The 16,421-nt window shown below is 70.0% G+C and carries 14 protein-coding genes; 4 read left to right on the forward strand and 10 right to left on the reverse strand.

Annotation, left to right across the window (positions count from 1 at the left end):
- Nucleotides 1–57: 57 nt before the first annotated feature.
- Both ACF1CT_RS07090 and ACF1CT_RS07095 read right to left on the reverse strand, forming a co-directional pair.
- A complete protein-coding gene (locus ACF1CT_RS07090) occupies nucleotides 58–930 on the reverse strand; it encodes a glycoside hydrolase family 19 protein (RefSeq protein ID WP_391783057.1) in 873 nt (290 codons plus the stop codon).
- 396 nt (nucleotides 931–1,326) lie between these two features.
- On the reverse strand, nucleotides 1,327–2,610 hold the full coding sequence (locus ACF1CT_RS07095; protein WP_391782744.1) for an adenylosuccinate synthase: 1,284 nt from the start codon (nucleotides 2,608–2,610) through the stop codon (nucleotides 1,327–1,329).
- 186 nt (nucleotides 2,611–2,796) lie between these two features.
- Between ACF1CT_RS07095 and ACF1CT_RS07100 the strand changes: the two genes are divergently transcribed.
- Nucleotides 2,797–3,666: a diacylglycerol kinase gene (locus ACF1CT_RS07100; RefSeq protein ID WP_391782745.1), complete on the forward strand. Its 870-nt coding sequence runs from the start codon at nucleotides 2,797–2,799 to the stop codon at nucleotides 3,664–3,666.
- A gap of 285 nt (nucleotides 3,667–3,951) precedes the next feature.
- Here the strand turns inward: ACF1CT_RS07100 and ACF1CT_RS07105 are convergent, their stop codons facing one another.
- Nucleotides 3,952–4,500, reverse strand: a complete 549-nt coding sequence (locus tag ACF1CT_RS07105; protein ID WP_391782746.1) for a GbsR/MarR family transcriptional regulator — start codon at nucleotides 4,498–4,500, stop codon at nucleotides 3,952–3,954.
- Nucleotides 4,501–4,609: 109 nt separating this feature from the next.
- On the opposite strand from ACF1CT_RS07105, the gene ACF1CT_RS07110 reads away from it, so the two are divergent.
- The 3 genes from ACF1CT_RS07110 (at nucleotide 4,610) to ACF1CT_RS07120 (ending at nucleotide 7,658) form a co-directional block, all read left to right on the forward strand.
- The gene (locus ACF1CT_RS07110; protein ID WP_391782747.1) at nucleotides 4,610–5,560 is read left to right on the forward strand and encodes an ATP-binding cassette domain-containing protein; all 951 of its coding nucleotides are present in this window, start codon (nucleotides 4,610–4,612) and stop codon (nucleotides 5,558–5,560) included.
- Complete coding sequence (locus ACF1CT_RS07115) at nucleotides 5,557–7,197, forward strand: ABC transporter permease (RefSeq protein WP_391782748.1); 1,641 nt, start codon at nucleotides 5,557–5,559, stop codon at nucleotides 7,195–7,197. The genes ACF1CT_RS07110 and ACF1CT_RS07115 overlap by 4 nt, the downstream gene beginning before the upstream one ends.
- A gap of 134 nt (nucleotides 7,198–7,331) precedes the next feature.
- The gene (locus ACF1CT_RS07120) at nucleotides 7,332–7,658 is read left to right on the forward strand and encodes a hypothetical protein (protein WP_391782749.1); all 327 of its coding nucleotides are present in this window, start codon (nucleotides 7,332–7,334) and stop codon (nucleotides 7,656–7,658) included.
- A 204-nt stretch (nucleotides 7,659–7,862) separates the two neighbouring features.
- On the opposite strand, the gene ACF1CT_RS07125 is transcribed toward ACF1CT_RS07120, so the two are convergent.
- From ACF1CT_RS07125 to ACF1CT_RS07155, 7 genes are all read right to left on the reverse strand, one after another.
- On the reverse strand, nucleotides 7,863–9,089 hold the full coding sequence (locus ACF1CT_RS07125) for a cytochrome P450 (protein WP_391782750.1): 1,227 nt from the start codon (nucleotides 9,087–9,089) through the stop codon (nucleotides 7,863–7,865).
- 79 nt (nucleotides 9,090–9,168) lie between these two features.
- The gene (locus ACF1CT_RS07130; RefSeq protein ID WP_391782751.1) at nucleotides 9,169–9,849 is read right to left on the reverse strand and encodes a response regulator; all 681 of its coding nucleotides are present in this window, start codon (nucleotides 9,847–9,849) and stop codon (nucleotides 9,169–9,171) included.
- Nucleotides 9,850–9,926: 77 nt separating this feature from the next.
- Nucleotides 9,927–11,402 (reverse strand): sensor histidine kinase, encoded by a 1,476-nt coding sequence (locus tag ACF1CT_RS07135; protein ID WP_391782752.1) that lies wholly within the window; start codon nucleotides 11,400–11,402, stop codon nucleotides 9,927–9,929.
- Nucleotides 11,403–11,505: 103 nt separating this feature from the next.
- Nucleotides 11,506–12,381, reverse strand: coding sequence for an alpha/beta hydrolase (locus tag ACF1CT_RS07140; RefSeq protein ID WP_391782753.1), 876 nt, complete (start codon nucleotides 12,379–12,381; stop codon nucleotides 11,506–11,508).
- Nucleotides 12,382–12,768: 387 nt separating this feature from the next.
- On the reverse strand, nucleotides 12,769–14,124 hold the full coding sequence (gene kynU / locus ACF1CT_RS07145) for a kynureninase (protein ID WP_391782754.1): 1,356 nt from the start codon (nucleotides 14,122–14,124) through the stop codon (nucleotides 12,769–12,771).
- Complete coding sequence (locus ACF1CT_RS07150; protein WP_391782755.1) at nucleotides 14,117–14,965, reverse strand: tryptophan 2,3-dioxygenase family protein; 849 nt, start codon at nucleotides 14,963–14,965, stop codon at nucleotides 14,117–14,119. Before ACF1CT_RS07150 ends, kynU begins: the two co-directional genes overlap by 8 nt.
- A gap of 846 nt (nucleotides 14,966–15,811) precedes the next feature.
- Nucleotides 15,812–16,225: a DUF3151 domain-containing protein gene (locus ACF1CT_RS07155; protein WP_391782756.1), complete on the reverse strand. Its 414-nt coding sequence runs from the start codon at nucleotides 16,223–16,225 to the stop codon at nucleotides 15,812–15,814.
- Nucleotides 16,226–16,421: the final 196 nt, after the last annotated feature.

The following is a 16,421-nucleotide window of genomic DNA, read 5'->3' on the forward strand; positions in this document are numbered from 1 at the left end:
AGGCCGAGGGAGATCTTCCCCCGACCACCGTCCGACATGCGAAAGGAACGACGGTATTCAGCAGGACAGCCTCGAACCCGGTGCCGCGCCGAGGATGCCGGTGATCCGCTCGTACCCGGCGACCCGGGCCGCGACCGAGGCCGGATTCCCGCCGTCGCACTCCAGGGCCCCGTTCAGCGAGCGGATCGTCTCGCCGAAGCCCGCGCCGCCGACCATGGCGTCGTGCGAGGTCATGGTGCCGGGGCCGTTCTGGGTGTTCCAGTACCAGAGGGCGGTCTGCCAGGCGATGGACGGGTCCTGCTCGACCAGCCAGGGATTGTTGAGCAGGTCGATGCCGAGGGCGTCACCGGCGGCCTTGTAGTTGAAGTTCCAGCTGAACATGATCGGGCCGCGGCCGTAGTAGGCACGCTGTCCCGCCGGACAGCCGTAGGGCTGGCTGTAGTCGCACTTGCGCCAGTAGTTGTCCTCGTTGATCTCCTTCACGTACTGCAGTCCGACCGATTCGAAATCCGCGTGGGTCAGGAACGCGGCGACCTCCTGGGCCCGCATGGTCGGCGTTCCGGTGTTCGCGAACCGCGGGTAGGCATGGAGTGCGTCGATCAGGCCCTGATACGTGTAGAAGGGGTTCCGGTTCGGGAAGATCCGGTCGAACTGCGCCTCGCTGACGACGAAGTCGGAGACTCCACCCGTGCAGGCACCCTGGTCCGCCCAGACGGTGGTGGCTCCCGGGTTCTCGTTCCGGGTCCACCACTTGGCCGTCCAGTTGCGCCCGTGGTGCGAGACGGCGCCACCCGCCCCGTACGCGGTCGAGGAACTCCACGCGGGAGCACACGGCGCGGCCTCCCCCGCGGTGGAAACGGCGGCCCCGGGAGCCGAGGCCGATGCGGCGGGGGCGGGCAGGAGCACGGCCGCCGCGACGACGGCACCCAGTACGGTCAGAAGGCTCTTGATGCGTTTCAGCGCTGCTCACTCCTTCGGCAGGGCACACCGAACACCTCAGAGCCTGTCGGCGGGCCATCGGGTCGTCCGGCCACTCAAGCCCCACTGGTCTGGACCTGTCAAGGTACGGACCAATGAGTGGGCGGGCGAGCCGGTACGAACGAAGATCCGTGCACGGAGGACCGGATGCGTGGAGGGCCGAACAGGCGAGAGGGCCGGGACACATCGTCCCGGCCCTCTCGCGCCAAAGGCCCCGAGGCCCTGCAGATCCACGGGCCCTACAAGTCCGCCGACCTCACCGATCCACGGGCCCACAGGTCCGCGCCCCCGCAAGTCGGCGGACTACACGGGTCCGCCGACTACGCGGGTCCGCAGACTCCGCGCGCCCTACAGGAAGGAGTTGATCTCGATGGTCTCGGTGCGGCCGGGGCCGACACCGATCGCGGAGATCGGGGCGCCGGACATCTCCTCCAGCGCCTTCACGTACGCCTGCGCGTTCTTCGGCAGGTCGGAGAAGGTCTTGGCCTTGGTGATGTCCTCCGACCAGCCCGGCAGCATCTCGTAGACCGGCTTCGCGTGGTGGAAGTCGGTCTGGCTGTACGGGAGCTCCTCGACGCGCTTGCCGTCGATCTCGTACGCGACGCAGACCGGGATCTGCTCCCAGCCGGTCAGCACGTCCAGCTTGGTGAGGAAGAAGTCGGTGAGACCGTTGACCCGGGTCGCATACCGCGCGATCACCGCGTCGAACCAGCCGCAGCGACGGTCGCGACCGGTGGTGACACCCCGCTCGCCGCCGATCCGGCGCAGCGCCTCGCCGTCCTCGTCGAACAGCTCCGTCGGGAACGGACCGGCGCCGACGCGGGTGGTGTAGGCCTTGAGGATGCCGATGACCCGGCTGATCTTCGTCGGGCCCACGCCGGAACCGGTGCAGGCACCGCCCGCCGTCGGGTTCGAGGAAGTGACGAAGGGATATGTGCCGTGGTCGACGTCGAGCAGCGTGCCCTGGCCGCCCTCGAAGAGGACGACCTTGCCCTCGTCGATCGCGTTGTTCAGGATCAGCGTCGTATCGGCGACGTACGGCTTGATCTGCTCCGCGTACTGGAGCATCTCCTCGACGATCCTGCCGGACTCGATGGCACGCCGGTTGAAGACCTTGGCGAGGAGCTGGTTCTTCTGCTCCAGGGCCGCGTCGACCTTCTGCTCCAGGATCGACTCGTCGTAGAGGTCCTGGACCCGGATGCCCACCCGGTTGATCTTGTCGGCGTACGTCGGACCGATACCGCGGCCGGTCGTGCCGATCCTCCGCTTGCCGAGGAACCGTTCCGTCACCTTGTCGATCGTGACGTTGTACGGGGTGATCAAATGGGCGTTACCGCTGATCAGCAGCTTGGACGTGTCCACGCCGCGCTCGTTCAGCCCACTCAGCTCGGAGAGCAGGACCGCCGGGTCGACGACGACGCCGTTCCCGATGACCGGGGTGCACCCCGGCGACAGGATTCCGGAGGGGAGGAGATGAAGTGCGTACTTCTGGTCACCGACGACCACCGTGTGGCCGGCATTGTTGCCGCCCTGATAGCGCACCACATAGTCCACGGATCCACCGAGCAAGTCGGTGGCCTTTCCCTTGCCCTCGTCACCCCACTGAGCACCGAGCAGCACAAGTGCGGGCACAGGCGTACACCCCTTCCGGGCGGGGCATGTCCAAGGTCAGGGGGCGTACGTGAACGTCGTACACGCCGTACGACGATGTACGACAAGGCCTGAACCGTCGAACCGGTTGCCCCGGTATAGACGAAGCCCCTGGCGCAATAGCGCAAGGGGCTCTTGCACCAAGATGCTACCCGAGGAAGGACCGAGGTGTCGGCTGCCCAGCCCCCCGGCGACGGTTCGCACCAGCTGCTGGTGGTCATCGACCCGGTGGCCCGCCGGACCGACGGCGAGTCCGTGCGTATCGCGAAGGACGTTCTCAGCGCCGGTTCGCATGCCAAGATCTGCCTGCCCGAAGGGCCCGAGGAGTTCGCTCGGGCCCTGTCCCGCCGGGGCGGCCGACGTCCGGTGGTGGTCGGCGACGACCGCGCGCTGCGGCGGGCGGTGGCCCTGCTGCACCGGGAACGGGCGCCTGCCGAGAAGTCGCTGTCGCTGATTCCGGTCGGTGCCGCCCCCGCCCTGGAACTCGCGCATTCGCTCGGCGTGCCCCGGGGCGCGGTGGCGGCGGCGCGCACCGCGCTGGACGGTGCGGTGCGCATGCTGGACCTGCTGGTCGACGACAGCGACGGCATCGTGCTGGGCGCCCTGCACATCCCGGACCGGAGCGCGCTGCCGCAGGACGCGGCGTTCTCCGCCCCCACCGGCGTCACAGCGGTGTGGGACACCTGCCGCTCGCTGGTCCGCACCCTGGTCCACCCGACCCCGCCGAAGCCTCCCGACGCACCTCACACACACCGGCTGCGCGTCGAGGTGGACGGTGTTCTGTTGAACGATCTGGACCGCGCGGTCGAATCCGTGACGGTGACCTCGCAGGGCGGTGACGAGGGCCTCGCGGAGGTGGTGATACGGCCCCCTGCGGCCGCCCCGGTCACGGCGGAGGCGAAGGCGGTCACGGTCTCGGGCGCCGACTTCCGCTATCGGGCGGACATACAGGTCGGCGGCCCGGTACGGACGAGGACGTGGACGGTACGGGCGGGCGCCTGGGGACTGATGCTGCCGGTGGCCGGGACCGGTCGGTAGCGCGCCCGGCACGGGCAACCGGCATCGATGGCGTCCGGGAACCGTCGGTAAGCGTCCGGGACGACGGCGGAGCTACGGTCCGGCCCGGACGCTCAAGGACCGTGCACAGGGCCCGCACGCACGAGACACGGACGTATGAGACACAAACGTACGGGACACAAACGTACGGGACACAAACGTACGGGACACAAACGTACGGGACACAAACGTACGGGACACGGACGTACGAGGCCGCACGCACAAGAACACGCACGTACGAGACCCACACGCACGGGACACGACAGCTCAGAGCCGCCGATGCTCCTCGACGGCCGGCAGGTCGAGGGTCTTCCGGTGCTCGCGCCAACGGTCCATCATGCCGCTCACCTCCGACTGCACGAATTCGAAGAACGCCGCCGTCTCGGCCAGCCGGGCGCCGGCCGGAGTGTGCTCCCCCAGGGTGCGGGCGCCCTCCTTGAGGGTGCTCTCCCAGCGGCTCAGCACCCGGTCACGGTTGGCGAAAGTGGTGTACCAGAGCTCGTCGTGCAGGCGATAGCGGTCACGGCGCGAGCCCGGCTCGCGTTCCCGGCCGACCATGCTGACCTGCGTGAGGTAGTTGACCGCGCCGGACACCGCGGCGGGGCTGATCTGCAACGCCATGGCGAGCTCGGCGGAGGTCATCGACCCGTCGTCGTCCGCGAGGAGTGCGGCGAAGACGCGTGACGCCATCCGCTGCATTCCCGCCTCGGTCATGTCGGACGCGAACCGCTCCACGAACCGTGACACGGCCACCGCGTCCCGCCCGCCACGCGGGCCCTGTCCGACGTGCGCGCCCCGTTCGGTTCCGCTGGTCATCGTCCGATCGTCTCCCCTGGTTCTCCGTCGGCTCCCCGACTCCGCCTCACCCCAAGTTTATATGCTTCCTTAACTTCACAAATTTGTGAAAGTAACGTACGTTCAGAACATGACGAGGGCGATCACGGTGGCCGGGCTGCACAAGTCGTTCGGCCGGACGCGCGCATTGGACGGTCTGGACCTCATGGTCGAGACCGGCGAGGTTCATGGCTTTCTCGGCCCCAACGGGTCCGGGAAGTCCACCACCATCCGGGTGCTGCTGGGGCTGCTTCGGCCCGACTCCGGCGCTGCCCGGCTCTTCGACCGCGATCCGTGGGACGACGCGGTCGAACTCCACCGAAAGCTGGCGTACGTCCCGGGTGACGTCACGCTGTGGCGCAATCTGTCGGGCGGCGAGGTGATCGACCTGTACGGACGGCTGCGCGGCGGCCTCGACCGGACGAGACGCGCCGACCTCGTCGAACGGTTCGAGCTCGACCCGACGAAGAAGGGGCGCACGTACTCCAAGGGCAACCGTCAGAAGGTCGCGCTCGTCGCCGCCTTCGCCTCCGACGTGCATCTGCTGATCCTTGACGAGCCGACCAGCGGCCTCGATCCCCTGATGGAGGAGGTCTTCCAGGACTGTGTCGCCGAGGAGCGCGCGCGAGGACGGACGATCCTGCTGTCCAGCCACATTCTCAGCGAGGTCGAGGCGCTCTGCGACCGGGTCAGCATCATCCGCCGGGGGCGGACGGTGCAGACCGGTTCCCTTGCGGACATGCGCCATCTGACCCGGACGAACATCACCGCCGAGCTGGCCGGACCGGCAGAGGGGCTGGGGCATCTGCCCGGTGTCCACGACCTCACCGTCCAGGGCCCGCGGGTGACGCTCCAGGTCGACACGGATCAGCTGGACGCGGTGCTGAAGTCGCTCTCCGCGGCGGGAGTGCGAACACTCGCCAGCACGCCGCCCACGCTGGAGGAGCTCTTCCTCCGTCACTACGCGTCGCATCCCGCGGACGCGGCGCGCACGGAGGGAAGCCGGGACGGCGACCGGGGCGCGGGGGTGACGGCCCGATGACCGCCACCACCATGACGACGCCGGTCGGGGCGGGCCGTCGGGCCGGGGCGGGAACGAGAACCGGACAACTCACCGGCACGTGGACGCTGCTGCGACTCGCGCTGCGGCGCGACCGGCTCCTGATCCCGATCTGGGTGATCGCGCTCGGCGGATCCTTCTCCTCCGTCGGGACGTCGATCGCCTCGCTGTACGACACCGCCGCCCGGCGCGCCGAGCTGGCCGCGTCGATGAACGGCAACAGTTCCGTCCGGGCGCTGTGCGGACCGGTCTTCGCCGACTCGGTCGGCGGGCTCGTCAGCTGGCGGATGGCTTGCTTCGGCGGTGCGCTGGCAGCCGTGATGAGCCTCATCGTCGTCATACGGCACACCCGCGAGGAGGAGGAGACCGGCCGTCAGGAGATGCTCTCCTCCGCCATGGTGGGACGCCGCGCACCGCTGACCGCCGCACTGCTCGTCGCGGTGCTCACCAACACCGCCCTGGCCCTGGTCATCGCGGTCGGCATGGTCGGCTCCGGTGCGGGGGGAACGGGCGCGGTGGCGCTCGCCCTGGCGGTCGCGGGGACGGGTGTGCTCTTCGCCTGCACGGCCGCGACGGCGGCACAGTTCACCGAGAGCGCACGGCTCGCGAAGGGCCTCACGGCGACGGTGATCGGTGGCGCGTTCGTCCTGAAGGCCGCGGGGGACGCGGCGACCGATGACGGCTCATCCGTTCTGACGTGGCTCTCCCCCCTCGGCTGGGCGGAGAACGTGCGCGCGTACGCGCAGACGCGCTGGTGGGTACTGCTCGTCATGGTGGCCGCGATCGTGGTCCAAGCCGTCCTCGCCTACGCCCTGGCAGGCCGACGCGATGTCGGCATGAGCTTCCTGGCCACCCGGCCCGGGCCCGCGCAGGGGCGGATCTCCTCGGCGTCCGGCCTCGCGCTGCGGCTCCAGCGAGGTGCGCTGACCGGGTGGACGCTGTCCTTCGCCGTGGTCGGAGTCGTCTTCGGCGGGCTGACCCACGGGGCCGCGGATCTCGTCGGCGACAACCCGCAAACTCGGGAGATCTTCGAGCGAATGGGTGGCCAGACCGGGCTGACCGACGCGTTCCTCGCGGCGATGATCTCCATGCTCGGGATGGTCGCGGCGCTGTACATCGTCGCGTCCGTACTGCGGCTGCACGGCGAGGAGACCGCCGGGCACGCCGAACCCGTGCTGGCGTGCGGGGTGGGGAGACTGCGATGGGCGGCCGGTCACCTGGTCATCGCGTTCGGCGGAGCGGCCCTGATCATGGTGGTGGGCGGCCTCGGACTGGCCGTCGGCTACGGGCACCGGCTTCCGGCCGTGGTGGGCGCGTCGCTGGTCCAGTTGCCGGCGATCTGGCTGCTGGGCGGTGTCGCGGTCCTGCTGTACGGGGCACTCCCGAAGGCCGCGGCCGCCTCCTGGGGGGTGGCGGGGATATGCCTGGCGCTGGGGTGGATCGGGCCCGCACTCAACCTGCCACAACCGGTGATGGACATGTCTCCGTTCACGCATCTGCCGAAGCTCCCGGGAGGGAGCGGAATGGAGTGGGGCCCGGTGCTCGCCCTCACGGCAGTCACGGTGGCGCTGTTGGGGGCCGGAACGGCGGCACTACGACGACGTGATGTCCTGACGTGAGGGGGCTGACAGGGGGAGCTGACGCGAGGGGCTGACGTGACGGGCTGATGTGAGGGGGGTGGCATGAGGGGCTGACGTGAGGGGCGGGACATCTCGGCTGCAACCTTTTCCGGCTCACCCGCGTCACCTGGGTCATGGACAACCGAAGCGAAGCCGTACGCGGGGCCGTCGGTTGCCTCGCCGCCGCCGTCGGTGGGATTGCCGGGATACTGGTCTGGGCCCCCTACGGTCGGCGAGGCATCTTCGGCTTCGAGGGAGAGACCGAGTGGAACGTGCTCCGGCTCGGGCTACCGGTCATGCTCCTCGGCGGCATCGCCGCCGGGATCGGCCTTTTCGCCCTCGTCCGGGGAAAGTGGCGGACCGCCCTGGGCGCGACATCGTTCGTGGCGGCCCTTGCCGTATTCGGAGTGGAGTTCGATGTGCTGGCCGGTCCGCTGTCGGACTGCGGGCCGAAGTGCTGAGCCCTCGGGGCTCCCGTCCCTGACCCCTGCTCCTCCGGGCCCGGCTTCCCCAGGCTCCTCCGGGCCCGGCATCTCAGCCCGGCTTCTTCGGCCCCTCGGCCTCCCCTCTCCCTATCTCTCCCTTTTCGCTTCCCTCTTCTCCTTCCCTCCTCCCTTCCTCTCTCGCTTTCCGATCTCCCTGTCACAACCCGACAAGGAGTTCCCTCACAACTCGACAAGAAGTTCCTTCGGGCCCCTGATCACGTAACCCGGGTTCCACTTCGGTTCGGCCGCCAGCCGGAGGTCCGGGGCACGACGCAGCAACTCGCCGAAGGACGCCATCAGTTCCACTCGGGCCAGTGGAGCGCCCAGGCAGTAGTGGATGCCCGCGCCGAAGGTGATGTGCGGGTTCTCACGGCGCCCCAGGTCCAGGGTGTCGGGAGCGTCGAAGCGAGCCGGATCACGGTTGGCCGATCCGAAGAGCAGGGCCACCTCGGATCCGCGCGGGATGATCGTGCCGTCGATCTCGATGTCGTCGAGGACCCAGCGCTCGAACATCTGGAGCGGGGTGTCGTACCGCATCAGCTCCTCGATCGCCGTCGGCAGCAGCCCATGGTCGGCGCGCAGGGCAGCCAGTTGTTCCGGGTGACGCAGCAACGCCCACCAACCGTTCACGGTGGTGTTGACGGTCGCCTCGTGCCCCGCGTTGAGCAGGAGTACACAGGTGGAGATCATCTCCTGTTCGCTGAGACGTTCCCCCTCGTCGTGGGCGGCGATCAGCGCGGAGATCAGATCCGTACCGGGGTTCCTGCGCCGCTCCTTTATCAGTTCGCGCAGGTAGGCGGAGAAGTCGAGCGAGGCACGAACTGCGGCACGGGCGACCTCGTCGGACGGATTCAGTTCGTACATCCCGCAGATCGCCGCCGACCAGGGACGCAGCGGGGCGCGGTCGGACTCCGGGATACCGAGCATCTCGGCGATGACGGCCACGGGAAGCGGCTCGGCAACCGCCGTGAGCAGATCGCCACCGCCCGCCTCGACGAACGAGTCGACAAGTTCGGCGGCCAGTCGCCGGACCGTCGGGGCCAGTTCCTCGACCGTGCGCGGGGTGAACGCCTTGGAGACCAGTCGCCGGATCCGGGTGTGGTCGGGGGCCTCCAGATCGAGGAGCCCCTGCCCGTTGAGGGTGTGGAAGGGCTCGTGCTCGGCGGGTGGCGGGGTACGGCCGAACTCCTCGTGGGAGAAACGGTGCAGATACGTGCGGCCCAGGCGGCGGTCGCGCAGCAGCGCGGAGACATCGGCGTGATGCGGGACAAGCCATTGGTTGCTGGGCTCGAAGTAGTGCGCCCGGCCCGCCGCCCGCAGCGCGGCGTAGGCCGGATAGGGGTCGGCCACGAACGCCGAGGACCAGGGATCGAAGGAATGCGAGGAACTACGGGCGGACTCGTGCATAGGCGGACGCTAACCGGCCCGGCCGCCGCCGACCACCCATCCGTGTCGGCCGAAAGCCCCCGCAGGGCAGAAACCACGGTCAGGAGGGCGTGACCAGCCGGGCCTCATACGCGAAAACGGCCGCCTGGGTGCGGTCGCGCAGCCCCAGCTTCACCAGGATGCGACTGACATGTGTCTTGATCGTGGACTCGGCGACCACCAGGTGCGAGGCGATCTCCGCGTTCGACCGGCCCTGGGCGATCAGGACGAGCACTTCCGTCTCGCGTTCCGTGAGATCGCCGACCTTGGCGAGGGCGGGCGGGCGGGGGGATTCGGCGAGCTTCGAGAATTCGTTGATCAGCCGCTTGGTGACGGTCGGGGCCAGCAGTGCCTCACCCGATGCCACCACTCGCACGCCCTCCGCGAGTTGCCGGGCGGAGGCGTCCTTGAGGAGGAAGCCGGACGCTCCGGCACGCAGCGCCTGATACACGTACTCGTCCAGGTCGAAGGTGGTCAGCACCAGCACCTTGGCGTCCGCGTCGGCGGCGACGATCTCGCGAGTGGCCTCGATGCCGTTGAGTTCCGGCATCCGGATGTCCATCAGCACCACGTCCGGGCGCAGCGCGGCCACCTGCGCGATGGCCTGCCGGCCGTCGACCGCCTCGCCGACGACTTCGATTCCCGGCATCGCGTTGAGCAGGACCGAGAAGCCCTCACGGACCATCATCTGATCGTCGACGATCAGCACCCGGATGGACGGGGCAGCGGATGCGCCGGACACGACAGACGCGCTGGATACGCCGGATACGGCAGACACAGTGGATGCGCTGGATGCGCTGGATGCGCTGGATGCAGAGATCATGCCCATGTCGTCCGTTCCATCCGTGCCGTCCGCGTCACCTTGTTCAGGTCGTATGCCGCGCCCTCCCCGGGCTCGCCGGGTGCCCCGGGCTCGCCGGGTGCCTCACGCGTTTCCTGCGCCTGTTGCTTCTCCCGGCTCTCTTCCGTGCCGGACACGGATGCGCCGTCGGAGGGAGAGTCGGAGGGCAAGTCGACGGGGAGGAACGCGGCGATCTCGTAACCGCCCTCGTCGGTGGCCCCGGCCGTCATCGTGCCGTCCAGCATCACGACCCGCTCTCGCATGCCCGTGATTCCGTGGCCGGCTCCCGGCGACGGCTTCACCGGGGCGGTCGGCGGTCCGTTCACCACGCGCAGCCCGATCCCGCCCAGCACGTAGCCGATCTCCACCTTGGCGGTGGCGCCCGGTGCGTGCCGCAGCGTGTTGCTGAGGGCTTCCTGGATGATCCGGTATGCCGACAGTGCGACTCCCTGCGGCAGCTCGCGTACCGCGCCCGTGATCGTCTTCTCGGTTTCCAGGCCCGCCTCGCGCACGTTGGCGAGGAGCCCGTCGAGCTGGGCGAGAGTGGGCTGCGGAGCGTCCGGAACCTCCTGGTCGTCGGCCCGTACGACGCCGAGCACCCTGCGCAGTTCGGTGAGCGCGGCGACCGCGTTCTCCCGGATGGTCACGAACGCCTGCTCCAGCTCGGGCGGCGGGTTCTCCACCCGGTAGGGGGCGGCCTCGGCCTGGATCGCGACGACCGACATGTGGTGGGCGACCACGTCGTGCAGTTCCCGGGCGATGGTGGTTCGTTCCTCCAGCAGGGTGCGCCGGTCGCGTTCGACGGCGGTGACGGTGCGCTGCACGGTGACCGCGCGCTCCGCGTCACGACGGATCTGCACCATGGCGACCACCAGCAGCGCGAACGCGGAGAAGACGGCGAGCGGAGCGGTGGTCGACGTGAGGCGCTCGACACCGAAGCTGTCCATCACCGTGCCGAACAGCACGGTGATCCCCCACATCCAGGCGGCGGTGCGGGGCCGGGTCCGGGCCCCGACGACCACCAGCACCACCAGGTGGGAGGCGAAGGTGCTGTCGATCCAGGGCCAGGCGTCGCTGCCGGCGAATGCCGCGAACGGGGCGAGCGCCAGCGACACCCAGAACGCGCCGACCGGCCGGACCAGGGTCATCAGCACCGTGGCCGCCGGAAGCAGTACGGTCAGGACGGCAGCGACCGCGAAAGGCAGGTCGCGGGAGTCCAACGCGCTGATGCCGATGGTGGCCACGAAGAACGCCGCCACACCGACCAGCGCATGGGGTGTCCAGGCGATCCGCTGGCGCGTCCGGTTCGACAGCTTTCCGATCACCGGCCCGTCGGTCCGTATCCGCCCCAGCGAGCGGTACGCGAAGGCATCGGTGAGAAGGTCCTGTCGCAGGCCGCCCAACACCTTGGCGGCCAGCCTGAATTCGGGGCTTCGGGTCTTGGTCTCGGTCACGTTTCCAAAGTAGGGGCCACGGCGTCCCGGGTCGTCAGCAGTGATGTGGATTCTGCGTGGTCCGTCGCAAGTACTACGCGGGGACAAACCGGTCGAACATGGTTCACCAGGCAAGCTGGGCGAGTTCCTCCGCCACCACCGCGCACGCGTCACTCGCCGGGTCGATCAGCGGGTAGTGGCCGACATCGGGCAGCAGGGTCAGTCCCACTGTCTCTCCCGCCCGTGCCGCCGCGTCGACGAACGCCTCCGAGACGGGCTGCGGCACGTCGAGGTCGGTGGTCCCCTGCACCACGGTCGTCGCGATGCCGGTGGGCAGCAGCACGGCCGGATCGGCGTGCCGGGCGCGTTCCTCGAAGTCGTCGTCGCGGCCGAGGAGCTGGCCGACCGCCCCGGAACACACGTCCAGTTCGACGGCCTTGGTGAAGTCGGCGATCGGCGCGAGGGCGACGACGCCCCGCAGCGGCGGCGGCGCGGACAATCGCCACGGCGACCCTTCGGGCAGTATGTGCCGTGCGGCCGCCCACAGGGCGAGCTGCCCGCCCGCCGAATGCCCGGTCACGACGATCCGACGCACGTCGGCCTCCGGCAGTTCCCGGGCCAACAGGCCGGGCAGCGCGTCCATCGCCGCGGCGACATCGTCGAACGTCTCCGGCCAACGACCCGCCACCGGTGACGAACCCCGCTGCTGCGGGATCTCGCTGCCGCGCCGGTACTCCACGCTGGCCACGGCGAAACCGCGCCGGGCGAGAAAGTCGGCGAACGGCGACATGTGCTGCCGGTCGTAGGGTGCCCGCCAGGCGCCGCCGTGCAGAACGATCACGACCGGTGCCCCGGACCGGCCGTCGCGCGGGGCGTAGAAGTCGATCAGCTGGTCGGGGTGGTTCCCGTAGGCGGCGGACGCATCGGGGGCGACCGGTGGATGAGAGAGGGCCGACTCGGTCTCGGCTGCGTCCCGATCACGCGCGGCGGAATCCGACATGGTGCTCCAACCCGTCCTGTCCGTTCCTCGGCATGCCGGACCGACAGCCCGACAGCCACCCAACCCATCAGCCGATCAGCCCACCGGACCGACAGCCCAACAGGCCACCGGACCGACAGCCCAACGGGCCATCGACCGGCCGTCCCGGTGCCCCGGTCCCACTGCGGCCCAACTGGCCTGACCTGCGGGGACGGTACCAGTACGGATGGTTCCCGTCCCCGCCGACGGATCATGGCAGAGTCCGCTGCCCCGGAAGGACCGCAGATCCCGGCTCGGTCCCGGTGCCCTGCCCGGCCCCGACTCGGTCCCGGTGCCCCGCCCGAGTCCGAGCCGGCCCCGGTACCTCGCCCGAGCCCGGCTCGGTCCCGGTGTCCCGTCCGGCCCGGCTCAGTCCCGGTGTGCCGCCCGGTCCCGGCCCTGCGCTTCCCCGGCCCCGGGCCGATCGTCCGGTGTCCTCTCCACCACCTCGGCGAGCACCCGCGCCGCCCGTTCCGCGTCCGCGAATCCCACGTACAGCGGGGTGAACCCGAACCGCAGCACGTCCGGCCGCCGCAGGTCGCCGATGACGCCCCGCTCGATGAGGGCGCTCATGACCGGCCCCGCGTCCTCGCACCGCAGCGCGACCTGGCTGCCGCGTTCGACGTGCGCGGCCGGGGTGAGGGAGGTGACCCGGCCCTCGGGCACATACGCGGCGACGCACTCCAGGAAGAAGTCGGTAAGGGCCAGCGACTTGGCCCTTACCGCCTCGATCGACACCCCGTCCCACACGTCCAGGGCCGCTTCGAGTGTCAGCATGGAGACGATGTCGGGCGTACCGACCCGTCCCCGCACCGCGCCGTCCGCCGGAACGTATCCGGGTGTCATGCCGAACGGGTCGGCGTGCGAAGTCCACCCCGGAAGCGGCGAGTCGAACGCTGCCTGGTGGCGCTCGGCGACATACAGGTAGGCGGGCGAACCGGGCCCGCCATTCAGGTACTTGTACGTGCAGCCGACCGCCAGGTCCACGCCGTGCGCGTCCAGCCCCACGGGCAGGGCTCCCGCGCTGTGGCACAGGTCCCAGACGGCTACGGCGCCCGCCGCGTGGGCGGCGGCGGTGAGCCCGGGCAGGTCGTGCAAGCTGCCGGTGCGGTAGTCGACGTGGTTGAGCAGGACGGCCGCGGTACGGGGGCCGAGGGCATCGGGGACCTCTGCGGGCACGACCGGGACGAGCCGGTGGCCGGTCATCCGGGCCGCGGACGCGGCGATGTACCCGTCGGTGGGAAAGGTCGTCGCGTCGACGAGGATCTCGTCGCGCCCCTCGGGCGCCAGCCGACTCGCGGCGACGAGGGCCTTGAAGACGTTCACGCTGGTGGAATCGCCGACGACGATCTGTCCGGCGGCGGCCCCGACGAGGGGGGCGATCCGGTCGCCGATCCGTTCCGGCGCGGTCCACCAGCCGCTCTCGTCCCAGGACCGGATGCGCAGCTCGCCCCACTCCCGGGTGAGGACCTCCTGCACCCGGGCGGGAACGTGGGCGGGCAGCGCACCGAGCGAGTTGCCGTCCAGGTAGACGGTGTCGTCGAGCGCGAACAACCCGCGCCGGTCCGCGAGCGGGTCGGCACCGTCGAGTTCGGCCGCTCGTACGGCGAGCCCGGGAACGTCCTTCCCGGCCGCTGCCGCCCGTGCGACGTCCTTCCCGGCCACTGCCGCCCGTGCGGCGGGGTCCTCGGCTGCCGCGTCCCGCGCGGCGAAGGTCTCAGACATGGCTGCGCGCACTCCACAACTCGGGGAAGACGTTCTTCGTGGCCCGCTTCTCCAGCCACGCGACCCCGGCGGAACCGCCGGTACCGGTCTTCGAACCCATCGCGCGCCGGGTGGCGACCAGGTGATCGTTGCGCCAGCGCCACACCAGCTCGCCGACATCGGTCAGGGTTTCACCGAGCCGGACCAGCTCGTCGTGCTGATCGGGGTTGGCGTAGATCTCCGCCCAGACGGCCTCGACCTCGGGGGACGGCTCGTACCTCTGCGTCAGATCGCGGTCGAGCACGGACCGGGGTACGGCGTGGCCGCGCCGGGCGAGCAGAGCGAGCGTCTCGTCGTACAGGCTCGGTTCCGCCAGCGCCTTCTCCAGCTCGGCGTGGACACGGGGTGCGCCCCGGTGCGGCACCAGCATGGACGCGGACTTGTCGCCGAGCAGGAACTCCATCCGCCGGTACATCGCCGACTGGAAGCCGGAGCCCTCGCCGAGGGCACCACGGTAGGAGTTGAACTGGGCGGGAGTGAGCTGGGCGAGCGGCGTCCAGGAGGCGTTGAGCGCCTCCAGTTCCCTCAGGGACCGCTTGAGCGCGTCACGTGCCACGTCCAGCCGGTCCTCGCGCAGGGCGTGCGCGGCGGTCTCCCACTCGTGGACGATGACGGTGAACCACAGTTCCATGACCTGGGTGGTGACCAGGAACACCATCTCGCCCGGATCATCGGAGCGGGGGTGCTGGAGGTGGGTCAGGACATCCGCCTGGACATAGTCCTCGTACGGAGTCGTTCCCTCGAAGTCGAGGTGCGGGGTCTCCGCACCGGTGGCTTCGGGGTCGGGGTGGATCGTCGACATTGCTGTCTCCTCGACACAAGCTTCCGGGTAGCGGTCCGCCCCTTCCGTGAGGTGATGGAGCTCCGGTCCCCTGTCGGCATCCTAGAACGGGAACCGGGAGGAAGCGCAGCCCCCGCAGACGCACGATCGCCCGCGGGATCCGGCACATCACTACGGCGCCCGCCGAGGATTTCGGCGTGCCGAGGTCTCTGCCCGTCGGGGTTCCGGCACGCCAGGTTTCCGGGACAGCACTTGGCTCGATCTTTGGCCTGTGCGGCGGGGCGTGGGGCCGTCGGCTTCTCCGCCCCTCGCCCCGCGAGGTCGGGATTGCGGGCAGTGTGCGCGTCGTGGCGTGCAGTGGTGGTGTGCTCCCGATGCCGAAGCGCCGCAGGCACACCGACCGCATACGGCCGGTGTCGGCCGTGGTGGTGTCGCCGAAGGCGGACTCACCGCAAACGGACCCCGCCGCCCGGAATGACGCGACAGACTGCCCCCTACGGCCTTCGTGCTGAACGCTGCGTGTTCCTTGATCGGATCACCGGCTCAGCCGAAGGCCGCCCGCACATATGGCAGTGATGGCAGTTACCGGTCCGAATGATCAAGCGCGAGGACTCGTTCGGACCTCAAGGCCAAAACACGAAGACTCGTTCGGACCTCAAGGTCAAAGCGCGAGCCGGAGCCGGTGAACCTTTCCGGTCGCAGCGCCAAGAGCTGTCCCGCGATCCCCGGCCGACGCGCGACGACAGCCACGGCACCTCGCGGCGTTGCCGGAACGTCCGCATACATCCGTATGCGGACGCCCCTCCGCCCTGCGACACACCGCATCCGACGCCGCGCACCGATCCACCACGGATCACGGGGCAGTCCTCAGCCGAGGGTTTCGGCAGCCGTCGGCGAGGAGTCGCGCAGGAACGTCGTGCAGCGCTCGTACTCCGCCTGCTCACCGATCGCTCCGGCGGCCCGCGCCAGCGCGTGCAGGGCACGCAGGAAGCCCCGGTTCGGCTCGTGCTCGAACGGTACGGGCCCATGGCCCTTCCAGCCCGCCCGACGCAGCGCGTCGAGGCCTCGGTGGTAGCCGGTGCGTGCGTAGGCGTACGACTCGACGACGCGGCCGCCCTCGAACGCCTCATCGGCGAGCTGTGCCCAGGCGAGGGAGGACGTCGGGTACTTCGCGGCGACATCGGCGGGGGCCGTGCCTCCGGCGAGCAGTTCGCGCGGCTCCGGGTCGTCGGGCAGGTGGGTCGGGGGCGGTCCCCCGAGCAGGTTCTCGTGGATCGACATGGGTTCAAGTGTGCCTGGCACATGCGCTCCGGGGGTACCCGGGCGCACTGCGATGATCCGGTTCGCGCCGGGTGCACCCGGGCACTCCGTGGCGCACCGGATCGAGTCCCGCGCCTCCCGCTCCGTGTCCGGGTGCCGATCCTTACGCGCCGGTGGGAACGACTCGTACCGGACACCCCGCCGGGCGATCGCGCGG

Origin of the sequence: Streptomyces sp. NPDC014734 (assembly GCF_043083325.1) — a bacterium.
Classification (GTDB): Bacteria; Actinomycetota; Actinomycetes; order Streptomycetales; family Streptomycetaceae; genus Streptomyces.

Coding starts and splice junctions, on each gene's coding strand:
- ACF1CT_RS07105 (WP_391782746.1), bottom strand. CDS start 4,500: ATGACCAGCGGAACCGAACGGGGCGCGCACGTCGGACAGGGCCCGCGT.
- ACF1CT_RS07110 (WP_391782747.1), top strand. CDS start 4,610: ATGACGAGGGCGATCACGGTGGCCGGGCTGCACAAGTCGTTCGGCCGG.
- ACF1CT_RS07115 (WP_391782748.1), top strand. CDS start 5,557: ATGACCGCCACCACCATGACGACGCCGGTCGGGGCGGGCCGTCGGGCC.
- ACF1CT_RS07120 (WP_391782749.1), top strand. CDS start 7,332: ATGGACAACCGAAGCGAAGCCGTACGCGGGGCCGTCGGTTGCCTCGCC.
- ACF1CT_RS07125 (WP_391782750.1), bottom strand. CDS start 9,089: ATGCACGAGTCCGCCCGTAGTTCCTCGCATTCCTTCGATCCCTGGTCC.
- ACF1CT_RS07140 (WP_391782753.1), bottom strand. CDS start 12,381: ATGTCGGATTCCGCCGCGCGTGATCGGGACGCAGCCGAGACCGAGTCG.
- kynU (WP_391782754.1), bottom strand. CDS start 14,124: ATGTCTGAGACCTTCGCCGCGCGGGACGCGGCAGCCGAGGACCCCGCC.
- ACF1CT_RS07150 (WP_391782755.1), bottom strand. CDS start 14,965: ATGTCGACGATCCACCCCGACCCCGAAGCCACCGGTGCGGAGACCCCG.
- ACF1CT_RS07155 (WP_391782756.1), bottom strand. CDS start 16,225: ATGTCGATCCACGAGAACCTGCTCGGGGGACCGCCCCCGACCCACCTG.